Genomic DNA, 21,313 nt, shown 5'->3' with positions numbered 1-21,313 from the left:
CGATAAAACCGCTGCCCGCGTTAAAACTGAACGCTTTTACGTCGCGACGTCGAATGCGCCGCCAACAAATTCACCGTGGCATAGCGCCGGACTGGTATCGCGCTGCTGAAATCCCTATAATTGCCGCGTTTGGCGTTTCGGCGCCCCCCTTCCTTACATCCAGGTTAATCAGGTCGCTAAATTTATGACTGATCAGTCTCATCAGTGCGTCATTATCGGTATCGCTGGCGCATCGGCTTCCGGCAAGAGTCTTATTGCCAGTACCCTTTACCGCGAATTGCGTGAACAAGTGGGTGACGAACATATTGGCGTTATTCCCGAAGACAGTTATTACAAAGATCAAAGCCATCTGTCGATGGAAGAACGCGTAAAAACCAACTATGACCATCCGAATGCGATGGATCACAGCCTGCTATTTCAGCATCTTCAGGCGCTCAAGCGCGGTTCGGCGATTGAATTACCGGTATACAGTTATGTTGAGCATACCCGTATGCAGGAAACGGTTCGCGTAGAACCGAAGAAAGTGATTATTCTTGAAGGTATTCTGTTACTGACCGACGCGCGTTTGCGTGAAGAGATGAACTTCTCTATTTTTGTCGATACGCCGCTGGATATCTGTTTGATGCGCCGTATCAAACGCGATGTGAACGAGCGTGGTCGCTCAATGGATTCGGTGATGGCGCAATATCAGAAAACGGTGCGTCCGATGTTCCTGCAATTTATTGAGCCTTCCAAACAATATGCGGATATTATCGTGCCGCGCGGCGGTAAAAACCGCATCGCTATTGATATTCTGAAAGCGAAAATCAGCCAGTTCTTTGAATAAATCTGGCGAATTGTGTACCGTTCAGTGATAACCTGGTTAGCCCTTGATGTGCTTGATTTAAGGGCTTGATGCGCGAAAGGAGAAAGTGCCATGCGTTTATGCGACCGAGATATTGAAGCCTGGCTGGATGAAGGCCGTTTGTCTATCACCCCGCGACCTCCCGTAGAGCGCATTAACGGCGCGACGGTCGATGTACGTCTTGGCAATAAATTTCGAACCTTCCGTGGCCATACGGCGGCGTTTATCGATCTGAGCGGGCCGAAAGATGAGGTCAGCGCAGCGCTGGATCGCGTGATGAGCGATGAAATCGTTTTGCCGGACGGCGAGGCATTTTATCTGCATCCGGGCGAGTTGGCGCTGGCCGTTACCTTTGAATCCGTTACCCTGCCGCCGGATTTAGTGGGCTGGCTGGATGGTCGCTCCTCGCTGGCGCGTCTGGGGCTGATGGTGCATGTGACGGCGCACCGGATCGATCCCGGCTGGTCGGGCTGCATTGTGCTTGAGTTTTACAACTCCGGGAAGCTGCCGCTGGCGTTGCGTCCGGGTATGCTCATCGGCGCGCTGAGCTTTGAGCCGCTGTCCGGCCCGGCGGCGCGGCCTTATAACCGCCGTCAGGATGCCAAATATCGCGATCAGCAGGGCGCTGTTGCCAGCCGGATTGATAAAGACTGAGCCATTCGGCGCAATACTGCCGGTCCATTGAGGGTAGCATGAGACGATTTCTGACGACGCTGATGATTCTCCTGGTCGTGCTGGTGGCCGGATTCTCTGCGTTGGTATTGTTGGTCAATCCGAATGATTTCCGCGCCTATATGGTGCAGCAGGTTGCCGCGCGTAGTGAATATCAGTTGCAACTGGACGGGCCGCTGCGCTGGCACGTATGGCCGCAACTCAGCATCCTTTCCGGGCGAATGACGCTAACGGCGCGAGGCGCCAGCGAACCGCTGGTGCGGGCTGACAATATGCGCCTGGACGTCGCTTTATGGCCGCTATTGAGTCATCAGCTTCATGTTAAGCAGGTGATGCTGAAAGGCGGGGTGATTCAACTGACGCCGCAAACGGAAGCGGTACGCAGCGATGATGCGCCGGTCGCGCCGAAAGATAATACCTTGCCGGACGTAGCGGAAGATCGCGGCTGGTCGTTTGATATTCGTAGCCTGCGCGTTGCCGACAGCGTGCTGGTTTTCCAGCATGAAAATGATGATCAGGTCACGGTGCGTGATATTCGTCTGAATATGGAACAAGATGCCGAGCATCGCGGCACGTTTGATTTTTCGGGACGCGTGAACCGCGATCAGCGGGATCTTGCTTTATCGTTCAGCGGAACGGTGGATGCTTCCGATTACCCGCATAATTTAACCGCGGGTATTGAGCAACTGCGCTGGCAATTGCAGGGCGCGGATCTACCGGCGCAGGGGATTGAGGGGCAGGGACAATTGCAGGCGCAGTGGCAGGAGGCGCAAAAACGTCTTTCATTTAACCACTTAAATTTAACGGCGAATGACAGTTCTCTGACCGGGCAAGTTCAGGTAACGCTGGCGGACCAGCCGGAATGGCAAATTGACCTCCAGTCCAGCAAGCTTAATCTGGACAACCTGTTGCCGCATCATAGCGCCGTGGCACAGACGGGCGGCGCGGTGTCGCAGGGGCAAAATACGCTCCCCCTGACCAGGCCAGTTATCGCGTCGCGTGTTGGTGCGCCGCCTTATCAGGGGCTGCAAAGCTTTACGGCGGAGATTGCTTTACAGGCGGATTCAGTTCGCTGGCGGGGAATGGACTTTACCCAGGTTTCGACGAAGATGTCTAATCAGGCCGGATTGCTGGATATCACCGAGTTGCAGGGGAAACTGGCCGACGGAGAGATGTCGCTGCCCGGCACGCTGGACGCCCGCACCGCCAGTCCACGCATCGAGTTCCATCCTCGCCTCAACCATGTTGAGATTGGGACTATCCTGAAAGCCTTCAATTATCCGATTAGCCTGACCGGTAAGATGTCGCTGGTTGGCGATTTCTCCGGGGCGGATATTGACGCAGAGGCATTTCGCCACAGCTGGAAAGGAAAAGCGCATGTTGACATGAGCAATACGCGCCTCGAAGGAATGAATTTCCAGCAACTGGTGCAGCAGGCCGTAGAGCGAAGCGGCGGCGACGCGCAGCAGTCGCAGGAAAATATGGACAACGCGACCCGACTGGATCGCTTCACGACCGATCTGACGCTAAATAAGGGCACGCTGACGCTCGACGACATGGTCGGGCAATCTTCTATGCTGGCGTTAACCGGCAGCGGAACGCTGGATCTGGTTAAGCAGAGCTGTGATACACAATTTAATCTGCGTGTGCTGGGCGGCTGGAACGGCAATAGCAACCTGATCACCTTCCTGAAAGAGACGCCGGTGCCGTTGCGCGTCTATGGCAAGTGGCAGGAGCTGAACTATACCCTGCAAGTGGATCAGTTATTGCGTAAGCATTTACAGGATGAGGCGAAGCGTCGGCTCAATGACTGGGCGGATCGCAATAAAGATACCCGCAACGGTAAAGATGTGAAGAAGCTGCTGAATAAGCTGTAGTTTTTGGCCAAAGGGCAGCGCCGGATGGCGAGGCTAACGCGCCTCCGGCCTGCCTGGTAAGCAGGCCGGGGCAGGCGAACAGACGTTACATCTCCTGGTCTGGCTCGCCGTTATGCAGCGGAATTAACTGCACTTTCTGCACTCGATGGCTTTCTACCTGCAATGTTTTCAGCAAATAATCGCCCACCTGAACCTCTTCACCGGTTTGTGGTATGCGCTGCAAATATTCCATCAATAATCCGGCAATCGTATGGTATTCCCGTTTTTCATCCAGCGGTAGCGGCACGTACTGCACCAAATCCTCCAGCGGCATATGGCCGTTTGCTGTCCAGGAACCGTCCGGGTTCTTCTGAATATCGTGGCGGGCGTCAATTTCCTCGACTTCATTCGGCAGATTACCGGCGATAGTCTCCATGACATCGCTTAATGTCACAATGCCTTCAACCGAGCCAAATTCATCTACGACAAAGGCAAAATGGGTTCTGGCGTTACGGAACTGCTCCAGCGCAGGCAGCAGCGGCAATGTTTCCGGGAAAACCAGCGGTTGGCGAATCAGCGCCCGCAGGTTGAGCGGTTCGCCGCGCAGCGATTGTTGCAACAGATCGATGACGTGGACGACGCCGAGTAAATCTTCCTGTTCATTTTCACCCGTCACGACCAGACGCGTATGCTGGTTCTTTTCCAGCAGAGCGCGGATTTCCGCTTCCGGCGCGTTGAGATCGATATGCTCGATATCGTGGCGCGACGTCATGATGCTACTTACGGTGCGCTGGTTGAGATTCAGCACCCGCTCAATCATCCTGCGCTCCTGCGGATTAAAAATCTGGCTGTCGTCATGGTCTGCCAGCATCGCGGCGGTTTCCGCATCCAGTTCGGCATCCTCTTTTTTACCGCTAATCAGCCGCATCACGGCCTCCGTTGTGCGCTGGCGCAGCGTATGGTTAGCGGAAAGAAAACGGCGGCGGTTAAAAATAGCCAGTTGGTTGAGCGCCTCGATCATCACCGAGAAGCCGATAGCCGCGTACAGATATCCTTTCGGAATGTGGAAACCAAACCCTTCCGCCACCAGGCTAAAGCCGATCATTAGCAGGAAGCTAAGGCACAAAATAACAATGGTGGGATGGTTGTTCACAAATCGGGTCAGGGACTTGCTGGCGAGCAGCATCAGGCTAATGGCGATTATCACTGCCGCCATCATGACCGCCAGGTGATCGACCATCCCCACGGCGGTAATCACGGAGTCGAGAGAAAAGATAGCGTCCAGCACCACGATTTGCGCGACCACCGCCCAGAATTTCGCCCCCTTACGCTGGGTAGGGTTGGCGCTATCTTTCCCTTCCAGCCGTTCGTTGAGCTCCATGGTGGCTTTAAAGAGCAGGAAGAAGCCGCCGAACAGCATAATCAGATCGCGGGCGCTGAAGCTTAACGCCTGTACGCTAAAGAGCGGCTTAGTCAAGGTGACCAGCCACGAGATTGACGCCAGCAGCAGCAGGCGCATGATCATCGCCAGTATCAGGCCGGTAATGCGCGCGCGGTCGCGCTGCCCCGGCGGTAGTTTTTCAGCGAGGATGGCAATAAAGACCAGGTTATCAATGCCGAGAACAAGTTCGATAACGATTAACGTTACCAGTCCGGCCCAGATTGACGGATCGGCAATCCATTCCATAGTAAGAGCAATACCTTCTGTAATATGACAATTGTCACAATTCGATCATGGATAATACGGCGGAAAAATGCAATGCCGCAGAGCAATTTATCTTTGTTACGCGGCTATAAAATAACTTTAAAATAGCCGTAATGTTTCTGTCGGAAACTAAATAATGTCAAGAATATATTTAGGAAATATCGCAGGTGGAGTGGAGTAAATAAATATTGTCAACATCAATAAAATCCTAAAATCATCTGTTAATTCATTTAATATTAATCTTAAAAATATAGAATGGCGGGTTTGTTACCTTGCCTGTCATTAGGTTAGCTGCAACAATTCTTGCAGGATTAAGATAGCGCTCTTAAATATCCTGTCACGACATCGAGAAAACTATTAATACGTAACCTTTATTTCGCTGAAGATTTTTATCTGAACGAGGATGAAATCGGAGGGGAATGCGAAAATTTAGAATAATCAGTGTATTGGTAGCTAAGAAGCCAGGGGCGGTAGCGTGCCTGAAAGCCTGAATATAAGCCTTTATTATTCTGTCAATAGCCTGCGGATGAATTGATTTTTTTTCAGAATGATGCCAGTTAATTTTCTCTGCCATTAACTGCAAGGTAAATGTGCACGGACGAAGTCGCTATTTAAATTGCACAGGATAATGACTCTGCCAAAGTGATAAATAATCAATGATGAAATCCAAAATGAAATTGATGCCATTATTGGCGTCGCTCAGCTTGATAAGTGGTTGCACAGTACTTCCGGGCAGCAATATGTCTACGATGGGGAAAGATGTGATCAAACAGCAAGACGCTGACTTTGATCTCGACCGGATGGTCAATGTGTATCCGCTGACGCCACGGCTGGTTGAGCAATTACGCCCGCGGCCCAATGTCGCGCAACCGAATATGTCGCTGGACCAGGAGATCGCCAGCTATCAGTATCGCGTCGGGCCTGGCGATGTGCTGAATGTCACCGTCTGGGATCACCCGGAATTGACCACGCCAGCGGGCCAGTACCGTAGCTCAAGCGATACCGGCAACTGGGTTCAGCCGGACGGCACCATGTTTTATCCCTACATTGGCAAGGTTAGCGTCGTCGGTAAAACTTTGTCAGAGATTCGCAGCGATATTACCGGGCGTTTAGCGAAGTACATCGCGGACCCACAGGTGGATGTCAATATCGCCGCTTTCCGCTCGCAAAAAGCGTATATCTCCGGCCAGGTGAATAAATCCGGTCAGCAGGCTATTACTAACGTACCGCTAACCGTCCTGGATGCGATTAACGCTGCGGGCGGCCTGACCGATATGGCGGACTGGCGCAACGTCGTGTTGACGCACAACGGCAAAGAACAGCGCATTTCGCTACAGGCGCTGATGCAAAATGGCGATCTTAGCCAGAACCGCTTGCTCTACCCTGGCGACATTCTGTATGTGCCGCGCAATGACGATCTGAAAGTCTTTGTCATGGGCGAAGTGAAAAAACAGAGCACTCTCAAAATGGATTTCAGCGGTATGACGCTCACCGAAGCATTGGGCAATGCGGAAGGCATCGATCTGACCACCTCCAACGCCAGCGGCATTTTTGTGATTCGTCCGTTGAAAGGCGAGGGGGGACGCGGCGGCAAGATCGCCAATATCTACCAGCTTGATATGTCTGACGCCACGTCATTGGTGATGGCGACGGAATTCCGACTTCAGCCTTACGATGTGGTGTACGTCACGACCGCGCCGGTTGCTCGCTGGAACCGTCTGATCAATCAGTTGCTGCCGACCATTAGCGGTGTCCGTTATATGACGGATACGGCCAGCGACATTCATTCCTGGTAATCGTTATGTTTAACAAAATCTTAGTGGTCTGTGTGGGGAATGTTTGCCGTTCCCCGACGGCGGAACGTTTGCTAAAGCGCTTTCATCCCTCGCTGACGGTTGCGTCCGCCGGATTAGGCGCGCTGGTCGGCAAAGGCGCCGATCCTGCGGCGGCGAGCGTGGCGAGCGCCCACGATCTGTCTTTGGAAAATCACTGCGCAAGGCAAATTTCCGCGCGTCTGTGCCGGGAATATGACCTGATTCTGACGATGGAGAAACGCCACATCGCCGCCCTGTGCGACATTGCGCCGGAAATGCGCGGCAAGGTAATGCTGTTTGGTCACTGGGACAGCGAGCGTGAAATACCGGACCCGTATCGCAAAAGCCGCGATGCGTTTGAGGCGGTGTACACATTACTGGAAAGGTCTGCCCGCCAGTGGGCGCAGGCACTGAATGCAGAGCAGGGAAAACCATGACAGAAAAAGTAAAACAATCTGCGGCGGTTACGGGTAGCGATGAAATCGATATCGGGCGTCTGGTCGGAACGGTGATTGAAGCGCGTTGGTGGGTGTTGGGGACGACGGCCATATTTGCGCTGTGCGCGGTAATTTATACGTTCTTCGCCACGCCCATCTATAGCGCCGATGCGCTGGTGCAGATTGAACAAAACGCCGGTAATTCGCTGGTACAGGATATCAACAGCGCATTAGCGAATAAGCCGCCGGCTTCCGATGCGGAAATTCAGCTCATTCGATCGCGCCTGGTGCTGGGGAAGACCGTCGACGATCTGGATCTGGATATTGCCGTCACTAAAAACACCTTTCCGCTCTTCGGCGCTGGGTGGGAACGGCTGATGGGACGTCACAATGAAAGGGTGAAAGTCACGACATTCACCCGACCAGAGACGATGAGCGGACAGATCTTCACCCTCAAAGTGCTGGGCGACAAACGTTATCAGTTGGTCAGCGACGGCGGATTTAGCGCGCAGGGCGTTGTGGGCCAGCCACTCAATAAAGACGGCGTGACGATGCAGGTAGAGGCGATTGACGCCCGTCCTGATACAGAATTTACGGTGAGTAAATTCTCAACGCTTGGCATGATTAATAACCTGCAAAATAACCTCACCGTAACGGAAACCGGCAAAGATACCGGCGTTCTGAGCCTGACGTTCACGGGAGAGGATCGCGACCAGATCCGCGAAATTCTCAACAGTATTACCCGTAACTATCTGCAACAGGATATTGCGCGGAAATCTGAAGAGGCGGGGAAGAGCCTGGCGTTTCTGGCAAAACAACTGCCGGAAGTCCGTAGCCGTCTGGATGTGGCAGAAAACAAGCTAAACGCTTTCCGCCAGGATAAAGACTCGGTGGATTTACCGCTGGAGGCGAAGGCGGTGCTCGATTCGATGGTTAATATCGACGCCCAGTTGAATGAGTTGACGTTTAAAGAGGCGGAAATTTCCAAGCTCTTTACCAAAGCGCATCCGGCTTACCGCACCCTGCTGGAAAAACGTAAAGCGCTGGAAGATGAAAAAGCCAAACTGAACGGGCGGGTGACGGCAATGCCGAAAACCCAGCAGGAGATTGTGCGTTTGACCCGTGATGTGGAGTCCGGCCAGCAGGTTTATATGCAACTGCTTAATAAACAGCAGGAGCTGAAAATCACCGAAGCCAGCACCGTTGGCGACGTGCGCATCGTTGACCCGGCGATTACCCAGCCGGGCGTGCTGAAGCCGAAAAAGGCGTTGATTATTCTCGGCAGCATTATTCTGGGATTAATGTTATCGATTGTCGGCGTGCTGCTGCGCTCGCTGTTTAATCGCGGTATTGAAAGCCCGCAGGCGCTGGAGGAGCAGGGGATCAGCGTCTATGCCAGTATTCCGCTGTCGGAATGGCAAAAAGCGCGCGATAGCGTCAAAACCATTAAAGGAATTAAGCGTTACAAGCAGAGCCAACTGCTGGCGGTGGGCAATCCGACCGATCTGGCGATTGAGGCGATTCGCAGCCTGCGCACCAGCCTGCATTTCGCCATGATGCAGGCGCAAAATAATGTACTCATGCTCACAGGCGTCAGCCCCTCTATCGGCAAAACCTTTGTTTGCGCCAACCTGGCGGCCGTCATCAGCCAGACGCATAAACGGGTATTACTGATCGACTGCGATATGCGTAAGGGCTACACCCATGAACTGCTCGGCACCAATAACGTGGACGGCTTATCTGACATTCTGGCGGGCAAAGGCGAGATAGCCTCCTGCGCGAAACCCACGGCGATCGCTAATTTTGATCTTATTCCGCGCGGTCAGGTGCCGCCTAACCCATCGGAACTGCTGATGAGCGAGCGCTTCGGCGAGCTGATCGCCTGGGCAAGCAGCCGCTACGATCTGGTATTAATCGACACGCCGCCGATTCTGGCCGTGACGGACGCCGCGATTGTGGGTCGTCACGTCGGGACGACGCTGATGGTGGCGCGTTATGCCGTCAACACTTTAAAAGAGGTGGAAACCAGTCTGAGCCGTTTTGACCAGAATGGCATTCAGGTCAAAGGCGTCATTCTCAACTCCATTTTCCGCCGGGCGACGGGCTACCAGGATTATGGCTATTACGAGTATGAATACCAGTCAGATTCCAAATAAAAAATAAGGCGTGCCGGATGGCGCGGCCTGTGACTGTAGGCCGGACAAGCGTAGCGCCATGCGGCAAAACTATCTGGGGAATAAGCATGACAACAGACAATCCGCTGATCTCAATTTATATGCCAACCTGGAACAGGCAGCAGTTGGCTATCCGGGCGATTAAATCAGTACTACGTCAGGACTACCGTCACTGGGAGATGATCATCGTGGATGATTGCTCCTCATCTTATCAGCAGCTACAACAATTTGTTGAGGAGCTGAACGACCCGCGCGTCCGTTATACCCATAACGCCAGGAATACCGGCGCTTGCGCGGTTCGCAACCAGGCCATTATGCAGGCGCAAGGGCACTACATTACCGGTATTGATGATGACGATGAATGGACGCCAAACCGTCTGAGCGTGTTTCTGGCCCATAAACACCAGTTGACTACGCACGCCTTTTTGTATGCCAACGACTATGTGTGCGAGGGCGAGGTCTACTCTCAGCCTGCCAGCCTGCCGCTGTATCCGAAATCCCCTTATTCGCGCCGCTTGTTCTACAAGCGCAATATTATTGGCAATCAGGTTTTTACCTGGGCCTGGCGTTTTAAAGCGTGTTTGTTCGATACCGAACTCAAGGCGGCGCAGGACTACGACATTTTTCTGCGCATGGTGGTGGAGTATGGCGAACCGTGGAAAGTCGAAGAGGCGACGCAAATTTTACATATCAACCACGGCGAGATGCAGATTACCTCTTCGCCGAAAAAGTTCTCCGGCTATTTCCATTTTTATCGTAAGCACAAAGATAAATTCGATCGCGCCAGTAAAAAATACCAGCTTTTTACCCTGTACCAAATTCGCAATAAGCGAATGACCTGGCGCACGTTGCTGACGTTGCTCTCCGTGCGTAATAGCAAACGCCTGGCGGCCGGGCTGCGGGGGCGATAACGATGCTGGAAGACTTACGCGCGAATAGCTGGAGCTTACGCCCCTGTTGCATGGTGCTGGCCTACCGTATCGCTCATTTTTGTTCCGTCTGGCGCAAAAAGAATGTGCTGAATAATCTGTGGGCTGCGCCGGTGCTGGTGCTGTATCGCGTGATCACGGAATGCCTGTTCGGGTATGAAATCCAGGCCGCCGCGACCATTGGTCGGCGGTTCACTATCCATCATGGTTACGCGGTAGTGATCAACAAACATGTCGTCGCCGGCGACGATTTTACCATTCGCCACGGCGTCACCATTGGCAATCGCGGCGCGGACAGCCTGGCTTGTCCGGTGATTGGTCACGGCGTTGAGCTGGGGGCGAATGTCATCCTGCTTGGCGATATTACTATCGGTAATCACGTCACGATTGGCGCGGGTAGCGTGGTGCTTGACAGTATTCCGGACCATGCGCTGGTGGTGGGAGAAAAAGCACGGGTGAAGGTCAGCACATGAATATTCTGCAATTTAATGTACGGCTGGCGGAAGGCGGCGCGGCGGGAGTGGCGTTGGATCTCCATCTGCGGGCGCTGCAAAAAGGGCTGACGTCACGTTTTGTCTACGGTTATGGTAAAGGCGGAAAAAAAAGCGTCAGCCACCACCGTTATCCGCAGGTGATAAAACAGACGCCGCGCGGCACGGCAATCGCTAATATCGCGCTGTTTCGTTTCCTGAATCGCGATCTGTTTGGCAATCTCGACAATCTTTACCGCACGGTTATCCAGACATCCGGCCCGCTGGTGCTGCATTTTCATGTTCTCCACAGTTACTGGCTAAACCTGGCGGACATCGTGACGTTTTGCGAAAAAGTCAAAGCGCAAAAACCAGACGTCACGCTGGTCTGGACGCTGCACGATCACTGGAGCGTCACCGGGCGTTGCGCCTTCACCGACGGTTGCGAGGGCTGGAAAAGCGGCTGCCAAAAATGCCCGACCCTAAGCAATTATCCGCCGGTCAGGGTGGATCGGGCGCACCAGCTTATTGACGGCAAACGTCAGCGCTTTCGTGACATGCTGCGGCTGGGCTGCCAGTTTATTTCGCCGAGCCAGCACGTGGCCGAGGCCTTTAACAGCGTTTATGGCGCGGGGCGCTGCCAGATTATTAACAACGGTATCGATCTGGCGACCGAGGCGATTCTCGCGCAGCTATCACCTGTGCCGCTGAATCCGGGCAAACCGCGGATCGCCATTGTGGCGCATGACTTGCGTTACGACGGCAAAACTGACCAGCGTCTGGTACACGACATGATGGCGCTGGGCGAAAAAATTGAACTGCATACCTTCGGTAAATTTTCGCCTTTTACCGGCCAAAACGTTGTTAATCACGGTTTTGAAACCGATAAGCGTAAATTAATGAGCGCGCTCAATGAGATGGATGCGCTGGTCTTTAGCTCGCGGGTCGATAACTATCCGCTGATCTTGTGTGAAGCGCTCTCGATCGGCGTACCGGTGCTCGCTACCCACAGCGAGGCGGCGCAGGAGGTGCTGGCGAAATCCGGCGGCCAGACCTTTGCCGCTACAGATGTACTGCGCCTGGCGCAGCGGCGTAAGCCAGAGATTGCTCAGGCGGTATTTGGCGCCACGCTGGACGCCTTTCGTATGCGTAGCCGCGTCGCGTACAGCGGTCAACAGATGCTGGAGGAGTATGTCTCGTTCTATCAGAATCTGTAGCTATCTGCTGCTGCCGCTGATCTACCTACTGGTCAATGTCAAGATTGCCCAACTGGGGGAAAGCTTTCCCATTACCATCGTCACTTTTTTACCGCTGTTGCTGCTGTTATTTGTGGAACGCATTAGCGTAAAAAAATTGATGATCGCCTTAGGCATCGGCGCGGGGCTTACGGCATTTAACTTCCTGTTCGGCCAGTCGCTGAATGCCGGTAAATATGTCACATCCACGATGCTGTTTGTCTATATTGTGGTCATTATCGGGATGGTCTGGAGTATCCGATTCAAAACCATTTCCGCGCATAACCACCGAAAGATTTTGCGTTTTTTTTATCTGGTGGTGGGTATGGTGGTCGCGCTCGCCGCGGTTGAGATGGCGCAAATTATCCTTACCGGCGGCAGCAGTATTATGGAAGGAATTTCGAAATATCTCATTTACAGTAATAGCTACGTACTGAACTTCATAAAATTTGGCGGTAAGCGTACCACTGCGCTTTATTTTGAACCGGCATTTTTCGCTTTGGCACTAATCTCAATTTGGCTGAGCATCAAACAGTTTGGTATCAAAACACCGAAAAGCGATGCTATGATTCTGGCAGGGATAATATTATCAGGATCATTTTCAGGGGTAATGACCTTTATCTTGTTTTACCTTCTGGAGTGGGCGTTCCAATATTTGAATAAGGATGCGATAAAGAAAAAACTTCCACTGGCGCTGGTCTCATTAACCCTGTTTTTGGTTGGGGTAATTATTGCATTTCCTTATATCGCGACACGACTTGGCGATTTAGGGACGGAAGGCTCATCTTCTTATTATCGTATTGTGGGCCCGTTAGTCATGGTCGGATATTCCTTGACCCATATTGATGGTGTAGTCAGATTTGGCTCACTTTATGAATATGTCGCATCATTCGGAATCTTTAACGGTGCGGATGTCGGGAAAACCATAGACAATGGATTGTATCTGCTGATTATTTATTTTTCCTGGTTCGCAGTGCTAATGACGCTGTGGTATATGGGGAAAGTTTTAAAAATGGCGCTAAATGCGTTTGGCGATAATCGCAATTTTCGGGTACAGCTCTATCTTTTTACGCCGGTGTCACTGTTTTTTACCGGTTCAATATTTAGCCCGGAATATGCTTTTTTAATCGTCTGTCCGTTCATTTTGCGCAAGGCGTTAAAAATTTCATAACAGGGTGGTGGCATGTTTTTAAGCGTCGTTACCGTCGCCTTTCGCAATTACGAAGGGGTGGTAAAAACCTGGCGCTCGCTGCGCAATCTGGCGCGCGATCCGGGTCTGTCATTTGAATGGATCGTAGTGGATGGCGGTTCGGAGGACGGCACGCGCGAATTTCTGCAAAAACGTCACGGTGAGTTTAACCTGCGTTTTATCAGTGAAAAGGATCGCGGTATTTATGATGCCATGAACAAAGGCATTGCGCTGGCGCAGGGGCGCTATACCCTGTTTCTTAATTCCGGTGATGCGTTCCATGATGATGCCGCGCTGTTTGTCCGCCAACTGGCGCGACAAAAGGGCGAGGCGATGTATATTGGCGACGCGCTGCTGGATTTTGGCGGCGGGCATAAAATACGCCGGAAGGCTAAACCCGGGTATTATATCTACCATAGTTTGCCAGCCAGCCATCAGGCGATATTTTTCCCGACGGTAGCGTTAAAAAAGTATCCTTATGATCTGCAATATCATGTCTCTTCAGATTATGCGCTGGCGGCCCGTCTCTATAAAGCAGGCTATCCTTTCCGGCGAATTAACGGACTGGTATCTGAATTTTCAATGGGCGGCGTGTCAACCTCGAATAATCTGGAATTATGTCAGGATGCAAAAAACGTACAGCGAAAAATATTACATGTTCCAGGGTTTTGGGCGCAATTATCCTATTTGTTACGTCTGAAAACGACGGGTAAAACAAAAGCGCGGTATAACAAAGTCTAATCACCGGGAGTTATTATGCAGGATCTTAGCGGCTTTACGGTGCCGAAGGGGTTCCGCGGCGCTAATGCGCTAAAAGTACAATTATGGTGGGCGGTACAGGCGACATTATTCGCCGGGTCGCCGCAAATATTGTATCGCTGGCGAGCCTTTTTGCTGCGTCTGTTTGGCGCCAAAATTGGAAAGAATGTGGTTATTCGACCGTCAGTAAAAATTACCTATCCGTGGAAATTAACCGTCGGCGATTATGCATGGGTAGGCGACGACGCGGTGTTATATACGTTGGGTGAAATTAATATTGGCGCACATGCGGTTATTTCACAAAAAGGGTATTTGTGTACCGGTAGCCATGATTATACCAGCGCCCATTTCGATATTAATGCCGCGCCGATTGTTATTGGCGAAAAATGTTGGCTGGCGACCGATGTTTTTGTCGCGCCCGGCGTGACGATAGGTCATGGCACCGTCGTCGGCGCGCGCAGCAGCGTATTTAAATCATTACCGGCAAATGCGATTTGTCGGGGCAATCCCGCAGTGGTAACGCGCCAGCGCGTTCAGAAAGTTACTCCCTAACGGGACTATTTGAGGAAATGAAAATGTCAAAAGTCGCTCTCATTACTGGCGTAACCGGACAGGATGGGTCTTACCTGGCAGAATTTCTGCTGGAAAAAGGGTATGAGGTGCATGGTATCAAGCGCCGCGCGTCATCGTTTAATACCGAGCGCGTGGACCATATTTATCAGGATCCGCACAGCTGCAACCCGAAATTTCATCTGCATTATGGCGACCTGACCGACGCCTCCAACCTGACCCGCATTTTACAGGAAGTGCAGCCGGATGAGGTCTACAACCTGGGCGCGATGAGCCATGTGGCGGTGTCGTTTGAGTCGCCGGAATATACCGCCGATGTGGATGCGATGGGCACGCTGCGCCTGCTGGAGGCGATCCGCTTCCTCGGTCTTGAAAAGAAAACGCGGTTCTACCAGGCCTCCACCTCTGAACTGTACGGGCTGGTGCAGGAGATCCCGCAGAAAGAGACCACGCCGTTCTACCCGCGTTCCCCCTATGCGGTGGCGAAACTGTACGCCTACTGGATCACCGTCAACTACCGTGAATCCTACGGTATTTACGCCTGTAACGGCATTCTGTTTAACCATGAGTCCCCGCGTCGCGGCGAAACCTTCGTCACCCGTAAGATCACCCGCGCCATCGCCAATATCGCGCAGGGACTGGAGTCCTGCCTGTATCTCGGCAACATGGACTCGCTGCGCGACTGGGGCCATGCGAAAGATTACGTGCGGATGCAGTGGATGATGTTACAGCAGGAGCAGCCGGAAGATTTCGTGATTGCCACCGGCGTGCAGTATTCCGTGCGCCAGTTTGTGGAGCTGGCGGCGGCGCAACTGGGGATAAAACTGCGCTTTGAAGGCGAAGGCATTAATGAGAAAGGGATCGTGGTATCCGTTACCGGACACGATGCGCCGGGTGTGAAACCGGGGGATGTGATTGTGGCCGTTGATCCGCGTTATTTCCGTCCGGCGGAAGTGGAAACCCTGCTGGGCGACCCGTCCAAAGCGCATGAGAAACTGGGCTGGAAACCGGAAATCACCCTGTCGGAGATGGTCTCCGAGATGGTGGCGAACGATCTGGAGGCCGCGAAAAAACACTCACTGCTGAAATCTCACGGTTACGAGGTGGCCATCGCGCTGGAGTCCTGAGAATGAATAAGCAACGAATTTTTGTGGCGGGCCATCGTGGGATGGTGGGATCCGCCATTGTACGGCAGCTTGCGCAGCGCGGCGACGTGGAACTGGTGCTGCGCACCCGCGATGAGCTGGATCTGCTCGACGGGCGCGCGGTACAGGCGTTCTTTGCCGGAGCGGGTATCGACCAGGTTTATCTGGCGGCGGCGAAAGTGGGCGGCATTGTTGCCAACAACACGTATCCGGCGGATTTTATTTATGAAAACATGATGATAGAGAGCAACATTATTCACGCCGCGCACCTGCACAACGTGAACAAACTGCTGTTTCTCGGTTCGTCCTGTATCTATCCGAAACTGGCAAGGCAGCCGATGGCGGAAAGCGAGCTGCTGCAGGGAACGCTGGAGCCGACCAACGAGCCGTACGCCATCGCCAAGATCGCCGGGATTAAACTGTGCGAGTCCTACAACCGGCAGTACGGTCGCGACTACCGTTCGGTGATGCCAACCAACCTGTACGGCCCGCATGACAATTTCCATCCGGACAATTCACATGTGATCCCGGCGCTGCTGCGTCGCTTTCATGAGGCCGCGCAGAGCCACGCGCCGGAGGTGGTGGTGTGGGGCAGCGGCACGCCGATGCGTGAATTTCTGCACGTTGACGATATGGCGGCGGCCAGTATTCACGTGATGGAGCTGGCGCGCGAAGTGTGGCAGGAGAACACCGCCCCGATGCTGTCGCACATTAACGTCGGCACTGGCGTGGACTGCACCATCCGCGAGCTGGCGCAGACTATCGCAAAGGTGGTGGGTTACCAGGGCCGGGTGGTGTTCGACGCCGCGAAGCCGGACGGCACGCCGCGTAAATTGCTCGACGTCACGCGCCTGCATCAGCTTGGCTGGTATCACGAAATTTCACTGGAGGCAGGGCTTGCCGGTACTTACCAGTGGTTCCTTGAGAATCAGCAACGGTTCCGGGGGTGACAATGTTTTTACGTCAGGAAGATTTCGCCGCCGTGGTGCGGACCACGCCCCTCATCTCCCTCGATTTCATTGTGGAAAACGGCCAGGGGGAAATTTTACTGGGCCAGCGTCTCAACCGTCCGGCGCAGGGCTACTGGTTTGTGCCGGGGGGGCGGGTGTGCAAAGACGAAACGCTGGAGACCGCCTTTGCACGCCTGACGCAGGCGGAACTGGGCGTGCGTCTGCCGCTGGCGGCAGGGACGTTTTATGGCGTCTGGCAGCACTTCTATGACGACAACTTTTCCGGTGAGGATTTTTCAACTCACTACATCGTGCTCGGCTTTCGTCTGCGCGTGGCGGAGAGCGATTTACGCCTGCCTGACACCCAGCATGGCAGTTACCGCTGGCTGACGCCGGAACAGCTTCTGGCAAGCGATAATGTTCATGAGAACAGTCGGGCCTACTTCTCTCCTGACGCGCCGGCGGTGGGCCTATGAAGATCCTGGTCTATGGCATTAACTATTCACCGGAACTGACCGGTATCGGCAAATATACCGGCGAAATGGTGGCGTGGATGGCGCGGGAAGGCCATGAGGTGCGGGTCATTACTGCGCCGCCGTACTACCCGCAGTGGAAGGTCGGTGAGCGCTATTCCGCCTGGCGCTATCGCCGGGAAGAGGGCGAGGCTACCGTCTGGCGCTGCCCGCTGTATGTGCCGAAACAGCCCTCCACCCTAAAACGACTGCTTCATCTGGGGAGCTTTGCATTGAGCAGTTTTTTCCCACTGATGGCGCAGCGTCGCTGGAAGCCGGATCGGATTATCGGCGTTGTACCGACGCTCTTTTGTACGCCGGGAATGCGCCTGCTGGCGAAACTCTCCGGCGCGCGTACCGTACTGCATATTCAGGATTACGAAGTGGACGCCATGCTCGGCTTAGGAATGGCGGGAAAAGGCAAGCGCGGCAGCGTAGCGCGGTTAGCGACGGCCTTTGAACGCAGTGCGCTGCGTAACGTTGATAATGTTTCGACCATCTCTCGCTCCATGATGAATAAAGCGCGGGAAAAGGGCGTCGCGGCGGAAAAAATCCTCTTTTTTCCGAACTGGTCGGAAGTGGCGCGCTTTCAGGATGTTAATGACGCTGACGTGACGGCTTTGCGTCAGCAGCTTGGCTTGCCAGAGGGCAAAAAAATTGTGCTCTATTCCGGCAATATCGGCGAAAAGCAAGGGCTGGAAAAGGTAATTGGCGCCGCGGAACGATTACGCGATCGACCGTTGATTTTTGCGATTGTCGGCCAGGGGGGCGGCAAGGCGCGGCTGGAGAACATGGCCCGCGAACGCGGCCTGGCAAATATTAAATTCCTCCCGTTGCAGCCTTACGACGCCTTACCCGCGCTGCTGAAAATGGGCGACTGCCATCTGGTGGTGCAAAAGCGCGGCGCGGCGGATGCGGTACTGCCCTCCAAGCTGACTAACATTCTGGCGGTCGGCGGTAATGCGGTGATTACCGCTGAGCCGCACACCGAATTAGGACAACTTTGCGCGCGCTATCCGGGCATCGCCGTTTGCGTGGAGCCGGAGTCGACCGACGCGCTGGTCAACGGGATTAGCCAGGCGCTCGCCATGCCGAAAAACAACACGACGGCACGTGAATACGCCGAACGCACGCTCAATAAAGAGAACGTGCTACGCCAATTTATTGCAGATATTCGGGGATGATAATGCGTCAGACAAAACTTTACCCGGTTGTGATGGCCGGTGGCTCCGGTAGCCGATTGTGGCCGCTTTCTCGCGTGCTTTATCCAAAACAGTTTTTGTGCCTGAAAGGCGATCTCACCATGCTGCAAACCACCATTTGCCGTCTGAACGGCGTGGAGTGCGAAAGCCCGGTGGTTATCTGCAACGAACAGCACCGTTTTATCGTTGCCGAACAGCTCCGCCAGCTCAATAAGCTGACGGAGAACATTATTCTTGAGCCCGCCGGGCGCAATACCGCGCCGGCGATTGCGTTGGCGGCGCTGGCGGCGACGCGCCAGCATACGGACTGCGATCCGCTGATGCTGGTACTGGCGGCGGATCATGCGATCGCCAATGAAGAGGCCTTCCGCGACGCGGTGCGCGGCGCCATGCCCTATGCCGACGCGGGCAAACTGGTGACCTTCGGTATCGTGCCGGATCTGCCGGAAACCGGCTATGGCTATATCCGGCGTGGTGATGTCGTGCCGGGCGCGACGGATGCGGTGGCTTTTGAGGTGGCGCAGTTCGTTGAGAAGCCGGGGCTGGAAACCGCTCAGGCCTACGTCGCCAGCGGCGATTACTACTGGAACAGCGGCATGTTTCTGTTCCGCGCCGGACGCTATCTGGAAGAGCTGAAAAAGTTCCGCCCCGATATTCTGGCCGCCTGTGAACAGGCGATGCGCGGCGTCGATCCGGATCTTGACTTCATTCGTGTGGATGAAGAGGCCTTCCTCGCCTGTCCGGAAGAGTCCATTGACTACGCGGTGATGGAGCGAACGGCGGACGCGGTGGTGATGCCAATGGACGCGGGCTGGAGCGATGTCGGCTCGTGGTCCTCGCTGTGGGAAATCAGCGCCCACACCCCGGAGGGAAACGTCCACCACGGCGACGTCATCAGCCATAAAACGGAAAACAGCTACGTTTACGCCGAATCCGGCCTGGTGACTACCGTCGGCGTGAAGGATCTGGTGGTGGTGCAGACCAAAGACGCCGTGCTGATTGCCGATCGCCACGCGGTGCAGGACGTGAAAAAGGTGGTGGAGAAGATCAAGGCCGACGGACGCCATGAGCACCACATGCACCGCGAGGTTTACCGTCCGTGGGGCAAATACGACTCCATCGACGCGGGCGAGCGCTATCAGGTGAAGCGCATTACGGTCAAGCCGGGGGAAGGGCTGTCAGTGCAGATGCACCATCACCGCGCCGAGCACTGGGTAGTGGTGGCGGGTACTGCCAGAGTCACCATTAACGGCGAGGTGAAACTGCTGGGTGAAAACGAGTCCATCTATATTCCGCTGGGGGCGACCCACTGCCTGGAAAATCCGGGAAAAATACCGCTCGATTTAATTGAAGTGCGTTCCGGCTCGTATCTCGAAGAGGACGACGTGGTGCGGTTCGAGGACCGTTACGGGCGGGTCTGACGCCTGCAATTATGCCCGGTAAGCGCAACGCGCCATCCGGCAATGAATAACAATAACGATGCTGGCCATTTACGGTCAGGGCTAACTGTTGCCTGAAGAAGGGTAAGAACATGACAAAATTAACCTGTTTCAAGGCCTACGACATTCGCGGCAGGCTGGGCGAAGAGCTCAATGAAGATATCGCGTGGCGGATTGGCCGCGCCTACGGCGAATATTTAAAACCGAAAACCATCGTGCTGGGCGGCGACGTGCGCCTGACCAGCGAGGCGCTGAAGCTGGCGCTGGCGAAAGGGTTACAGGACGCGGGCGTTGACGTGCTGGATATCGGTATGTCCGGCACAGAAGAGATTTACTTCGCCACCTTCCACCTCGGCGTGGACGGCGGTATTGAGGTGACCGCCAGCCATAACCCGATGGACTACAACGGCATGAAGCTGGTGCGCGAGGGCGCCCGCCCGATAAGCGGCGACACCGGTCTGCGCGACGTTCAGCGTCTGGCGGAAGCGGGCGACTTCCCGCCGGTGAACGAGGCCGCGCGCGGCAGCTACAGACAAATCAGCCTGCGCGACGCCTACATCGACCACCTGCTCGGCTATATCAGTGTTAACAATCTCACCCCGCTGAAGCTGGTGTTTAACGCCGGCAACGGCGCGGCGGGGCCGGTCATTGACGCCATCGAAGCGCGCCTGAAGGCGCTGGGCGCGCCGGTGGAGTTCATCAAAATCCACAACACCCCGGACGGCACCTTCCCGAACGGCATTCCCAACCCGTTGCTGCCGGAGTGTCGCGACGACACCCGCAAGGCCGTTATTGAACACGGGGCGGACATGGGCATCGCCTTTGACGGCGACTTCGACCGCTGCTTCCTGTTCGATGAGAAAGGGCAGTTTATCGAGGGGTACTACATCGTCGGGCTGCTGGCGGAAGCGTTTCTGGAAAAACACCCGGGGGCGAAGATTATCCACGACCCGCGCCTGACCTGGAACACGGAGGCAGTGGTGACGGCGGCGGGCGGGACGCCGGTGATGTCAAAAACCGGGCACGCCTTTATCAAGGAGCGGATGCGTACGGAGGATGCCATTTATGGCGGGGAAATGAGCGCGCATCACTATTTTCGTGATTTTGCCTACTGCGACAGCGGGATGATCCCGTGGCTGCTGGTGGCGGAGCTGGTGTGCCTGAAGGGGCAGTCGCTGGGTGAGCTGGTCCGCGACCGGATGGCGGCGTTTCCGGCGAGCGGGGAAATCAACAGCAGGCTGGCGGAGCCGGCGGCGGCCATCGCGCGGGTGGAAGCGCACTTCGCGGAAGAGGCGCAGGCGGTGGACCGCACGGACGGCCTCAGCATGTCGTTCCCGGACTGGCGTTTCAACCTGCGCTCGTCAAACACCGAACCGGTGGTGCGCCTGAATGTGGAATCACGCGGCGATAT

The 21,313-nt window shown here is 54.5% G+C and carries 19 protein-coding genes; 18 read left to right on the top strand and 1 reads right to left on the bottom strand.

Annotation, left to right across the window (positions count from 1 at the left end; all coding sequences use genetic code 11):
• The first annotated feature begins 184 nt into the window (after positions 1-184).
• The 3 genes from udk to asmA all read left to right on the top strand — a co-directional run bounded on the left by udk (position 185) and on the right by asmA (position 3,393).
• Positions 185-826, top strand: a complete 642-nt coding sequence (udk, locus tag ABVN36_RS17675) for a uridine kinase (protein WP_000132082.1) — start codon at positions 185-187, stop codon at positions 824-826.
• A 90-nt stretch (positions 827-916) separates the two neighbouring features.
• Positions 917-1,498 (top strand): dCTP deaminase, encoded by a 582-nt coding sequence (dcd, locus tag ABVN36_RS17670; RefSeq protein ID WP_001234783.1) that lies wholly within the window; start codon positions 917-919, stop codon positions 1,496-1,498.
• Positions 1,499-1,536: 38 nt separating this feature from the next.
• Positions 1,537-3,393 (top strand): outer membrane assembly protein AsmA, encoded by a 1,857-nt coding sequence (asmA, locus tag ABVN36_RS17665; RefSeq protein WP_023138390.1) that lies wholly within the window; start codon positions 1,537-1,539, stop codon positions 3,391-3,393.
• An 85-nt stretch (positions 3,394-3,478) separates the two neighbouring features.
• Here the strand turns inward: asmA and ABVN36_RS17660 are convergent, their stop codons facing one another.
• A complete protein-coding gene (locus ABVN36_RS17660; RefSeq protein ID WP_000454713.1) occupies positions 3,479-5,059 on the bottom strand; it encodes a TerC family protein in 1,581 nt (526 codons plus the stop codon).
• Positions 5,060-5,733: 674 nt separating this feature from the next.
• On the opposite strand from ABVN36_RS17660, the gene ABVN36_RS17655 reads away from it, so the two are divergent.
• The 15 genes from ABVN36_RS17655 to cpsG all read left to right on the top strand — a co-directional run.
• Positions 5,734-6,873 carry a polysaccharide export protein gene (locus ABVN36_RS17655; RefSeq protein WP_000978077.1) on the top strand — a complete coding sequence of 380 codons (1,140 nt, stop codon included), beginning with the start codon at positions 5,734-5,736 and terminating at the stop codon, positions 6,871-6,873.
• A gap of 5 nt (positions 6,874-6,878) precedes the next feature.
• The gene (wzb, locus tag ABVN36_RS17650; protein WP_000482224.1) at positions 6,879-7,328 is read left to right on the top strand and encodes a low molecular weight protein-tyrosine-phosphatase Wzb; all 450 of its coding nucleotides are present in this window, start codon (positions 6,879-6,881) and stop codon (positions 7,326-7,328) included.
• Complete coding sequence (gene wzc, locus ABVN36_RS17645; RefSeq protein WP_023138391.1) at positions 7,325-9,484, top strand: tyrosine-protein kinase Wzc; 2,160 nt, start codon at positions 7,325-7,327, stop codon at positions 9,482-9,484. The genes wzb and wzc overlap by 4 nt, the downstream gene beginning before the upstream one ends.
• Before the next feature lie 86 nt (positions 9,485-9,570).
• Complete coding sequence (gene wcaA / locus ABVN36_RS17640; protein ID WP_000205695.1) at positions 9,571-10,413, top strand: colanic acid biosynthesis glycosyltransferase WcaA; 843 nt, start codon at positions 9,571-9,573, stop codon at positions 10,411-10,413.
• A gap of 2 nt (positions 10,414-10,415) precedes the next feature.
• Entirely contained in the window at positions 10,416-10,904 is a 489-nt protein-coding gene (gene wcaB, locus ABVN36_RS17635) for a colanic acid biosynthesis acetyltransferase WcaB (protein ID WP_000888724.1), read from the top strand.
• A complete protein-coding gene (gene wcaC / locus ABVN36_RS17630) occupies positions 10,901-12,118 on the top strand; it encodes a colanic acid biosynthesis glycosyltransferase WcaC (RefSeq protein WP_023138392.1) in 1,218 nt (405 codons plus the stop codon). Before wcaB ends, wcaC begins: the two co-directional genes overlap by 4 nt.
• Positions 12,093-13,307 carry a colanic acid polymerase WcaD gene (gene wcaD, locus ABVN36_RS17625; RefSeq protein ID WP_000091397.1) on the top strand — a complete coding sequence of 405 codons (1,215 nt, stop codon included), beginning with the start codon at positions 12,093-12,095 and terminating at the stop codon, positions 13,305-13,307. Before wcaC ends, wcaD begins: the two co-directional genes overlap by 26 nt.
• Before the next feature lie 12 nt (positions 13,308-13,319).
• Positions 13,320-14,066 carry a colanic acid biosynthesis glycosyltransferase WcaE gene (gene wcaE / locus ABVN36_RS17620; RefSeq protein WP_023138393.1) on the top strand — a complete coding sequence of 249 codons (747 nt, stop codon included), beginning with the start codon at positions 13,320-13,322 and terminating at the stop codon, positions 14,064-14,066.
• Positions 14,067-14,081: 15 nt separating this feature from the next.
• Complete coding sequence (gene wcaF, locus ABVN36_RS17615) at positions 14,082-14,636, top strand: colanic acid biosynthesis acetyltransferase WcaF (protein ID WP_001153603.1); 555 nt, start codon at positions 14,082-14,084, stop codon at positions 14,634-14,636.
• Positions 14,637-14,659: 23 nt separating this feature from the next.
• Positions 14,660-15,781, top strand: a complete 1,122-nt coding sequence (gene gmd / locus ABVN36_RS17610; protein WP_000048160.1) for a GDP-mannose 4,6-dehydratase — start codon at positions 14,660-14,662, stop codon at positions 15,779-15,781.
• 2 nt (positions 15,782-15,783) lie between these two features.
• Positions 15,784-16,749: a GDP-L-fucose synthase gene (locus tag ABVN36_RS17605; RefSeq protein ID WP_001041701.1), complete on the top strand. Its 966-nt coding sequence runs from the start codon at positions 15,784-15,786 to the stop codon at positions 16,747-16,749.
• Positions 16,750-16,751: 2 nt separating this feature from the next.
• Positions 16,752-17,225, top strand: a complete 474-nt coding sequence (locus tag ABVN36_RS17600) for a GDP-mannose mannosyl hydrolase (protein ID WP_023138394.1) — start codon at positions 16,752-16,754, stop codon at positions 17,223-17,225.
• Complete coding sequence (wcaI, locus tag ABVN36_RS17595) at positions 17,222-18,445, top strand: colanic acid biosynthesis fucosyltransferase WcaI (protein ID WP_023138395.1); 1,224 nt, start codon at positions 17,222-17,224, stop codon at positions 18,443-18,445. The genes ABVN36_RS17600 and wcaI overlap by 4 nt, the downstream gene beginning before the upstream one ends.
• Positions 18,442-19,884 (top strand): mannose-1-phosphate guanyltransferase, encoded by a 1,443-nt coding sequence (gene cpsB, locus ABVN36_RS17590; RefSeq protein ID WP_000605946.1) that lies wholly within the window; start codon positions 18,442-18,444, stop codon positions 19,882-19,884. The genes wcaI and cpsB overlap by 4 nt, the downstream gene beginning before the upstream one ends.
• A gap of 110 nt (positions 19,885-19,994) precedes the next feature.
• The coding region (cpsG, locus tag ABVN36_RS17585) for a colanic acid biosynthesis phosphomannomutase CpsG (protein WP_393923686.1) at positions 19,995-21,313 on the top strand (1,319 nt) is incomplete at its 3' end.

The organism is Salmonella sp. SJTUF15581 (genome assembly GCF_043356775.1).
Taxonomy (GTDB): Bacteria; Pseudomonadota; Gammaproteobacteria; order Enterobacterales; family Enterobacteriaceae; genus Salmonella; species Salmonella enterica.
The sequence above is the reverse complement of the archived record's forward strand: the minus strand, read 5'-3'. Positions and strand labels throughout refer to the sequence as shown.

Coding starts and splice junctions, on each gene's coding strand:
- cpsB (WP_000605946.1), top strand. CDS start 18,442: ATGATAATGCGTCAGACAAAACTTTACCCGGTTGTGATGGCCGGTGGC.
- wcaF (WP_001153603.1), top strand. CDS start 14,082: ATGCAGGATCTTAGCGGCTTTACGGTGCCGAAGGGGTTCCGCGGCGCT.
- ABVN36_RS17660 (WP_000454713.1), bottom strand. CDS start 5,059: ATGGAATGGATTGCCGATCCGTCAATCTGGGCCGGACTGGTAACGTTA.
- wcaB (WP_000888724.1), top strand. CDS start 10,416: ATGCTGGAAGACTTACGCGCGAATAGCTGGAGCTTACGCCCCTGTTGC.
- gmd (WP_000048160.1), top strand. CDS start 14,660: ATGTCAAAAGTCGCTCTCATTACTGGCGTAACCGGACAGGATGGGTCT.
- wcaD (WP_000091397.1), top strand. CDS start 12,093: ATGTCTCGTTCTATCAGAATCTGTAGCTATCTGCTGCTGCCGCTGATC.
- ABVN36_RS17655 (WP_000978077.1), top strand. CDS start 5,734: ATGATGAAATCCAAAATGAAATTGATGCCATTATTGGCGTCGCTCAGC.
- wzc (WP_023138391.1), top strand. CDS start 7,325: ATGACAGAAAAAGTAAAACAATCTGCGGCGGTTACGGGTAGCGATGAA.
- ABVN36_RS17600 (WP_023138394.1), top strand. CDS start 16,752: ATGTTTTTACGTCAGGAAGATTTCGCCGCCGTGGTGCGGACCACGCCC.
- asmA (WP_023138390.1), top strand. CDS start 1,537: ATGAGACGATTTCTGACGACGCTGATGATTCTCCTGGTCGTGCTGGTG.
- wcaE (WP_023138393.1), top strand. CDS start 13,320: ATGTTTTTAAGCGTCGTTACCGTCGCCTTTCGCAATTACGAAGGGGTG.
- wcaC (WP_023138392.1), top strand. CDS start 10,901: ATGAATATTCTGCAATTTAATGTACGGCTGGCGGAAGGCGGCGCGGCG.
- wcaI (WP_023138395.1), top strand. CDS start 17,222: ATGAAGATCCTGGTCTATGGCATTAACTATTCACCGGAACTGACCGGT.
- udk (WP_000132082.1), top strand. CDS start 185: ATGACTGATCAGTCTCATCAGTGCGTCATTATCGGTATCGCTGGCGCA.
- ABVN36_RS17605 (WP_001041701.1), top strand. CDS start 15,784: ATGAATAAGCAACGAATTTTTGTGGCGGGCCATCGTGGGATGGTGGGA.
- wzb (WP_000482224.1), top strand. CDS start 6,879: ATGTTTAACAAAATCTTAGTGGTCTGTGTGGGGAATGTTTGCCGTTCC.
- wcaA (WP_000205695.1), top strand. CDS start 9,571: ATGACAACAGACAATCCGCTGATCTCAATTTATATGCCAACCTGGAAC.
- dcd (WP_001234783.1), top strand. CDS start 917: ATGCGTTTATGCGACCGAGATATTGAAGCCTGGCTGGATGAAGGCCGT.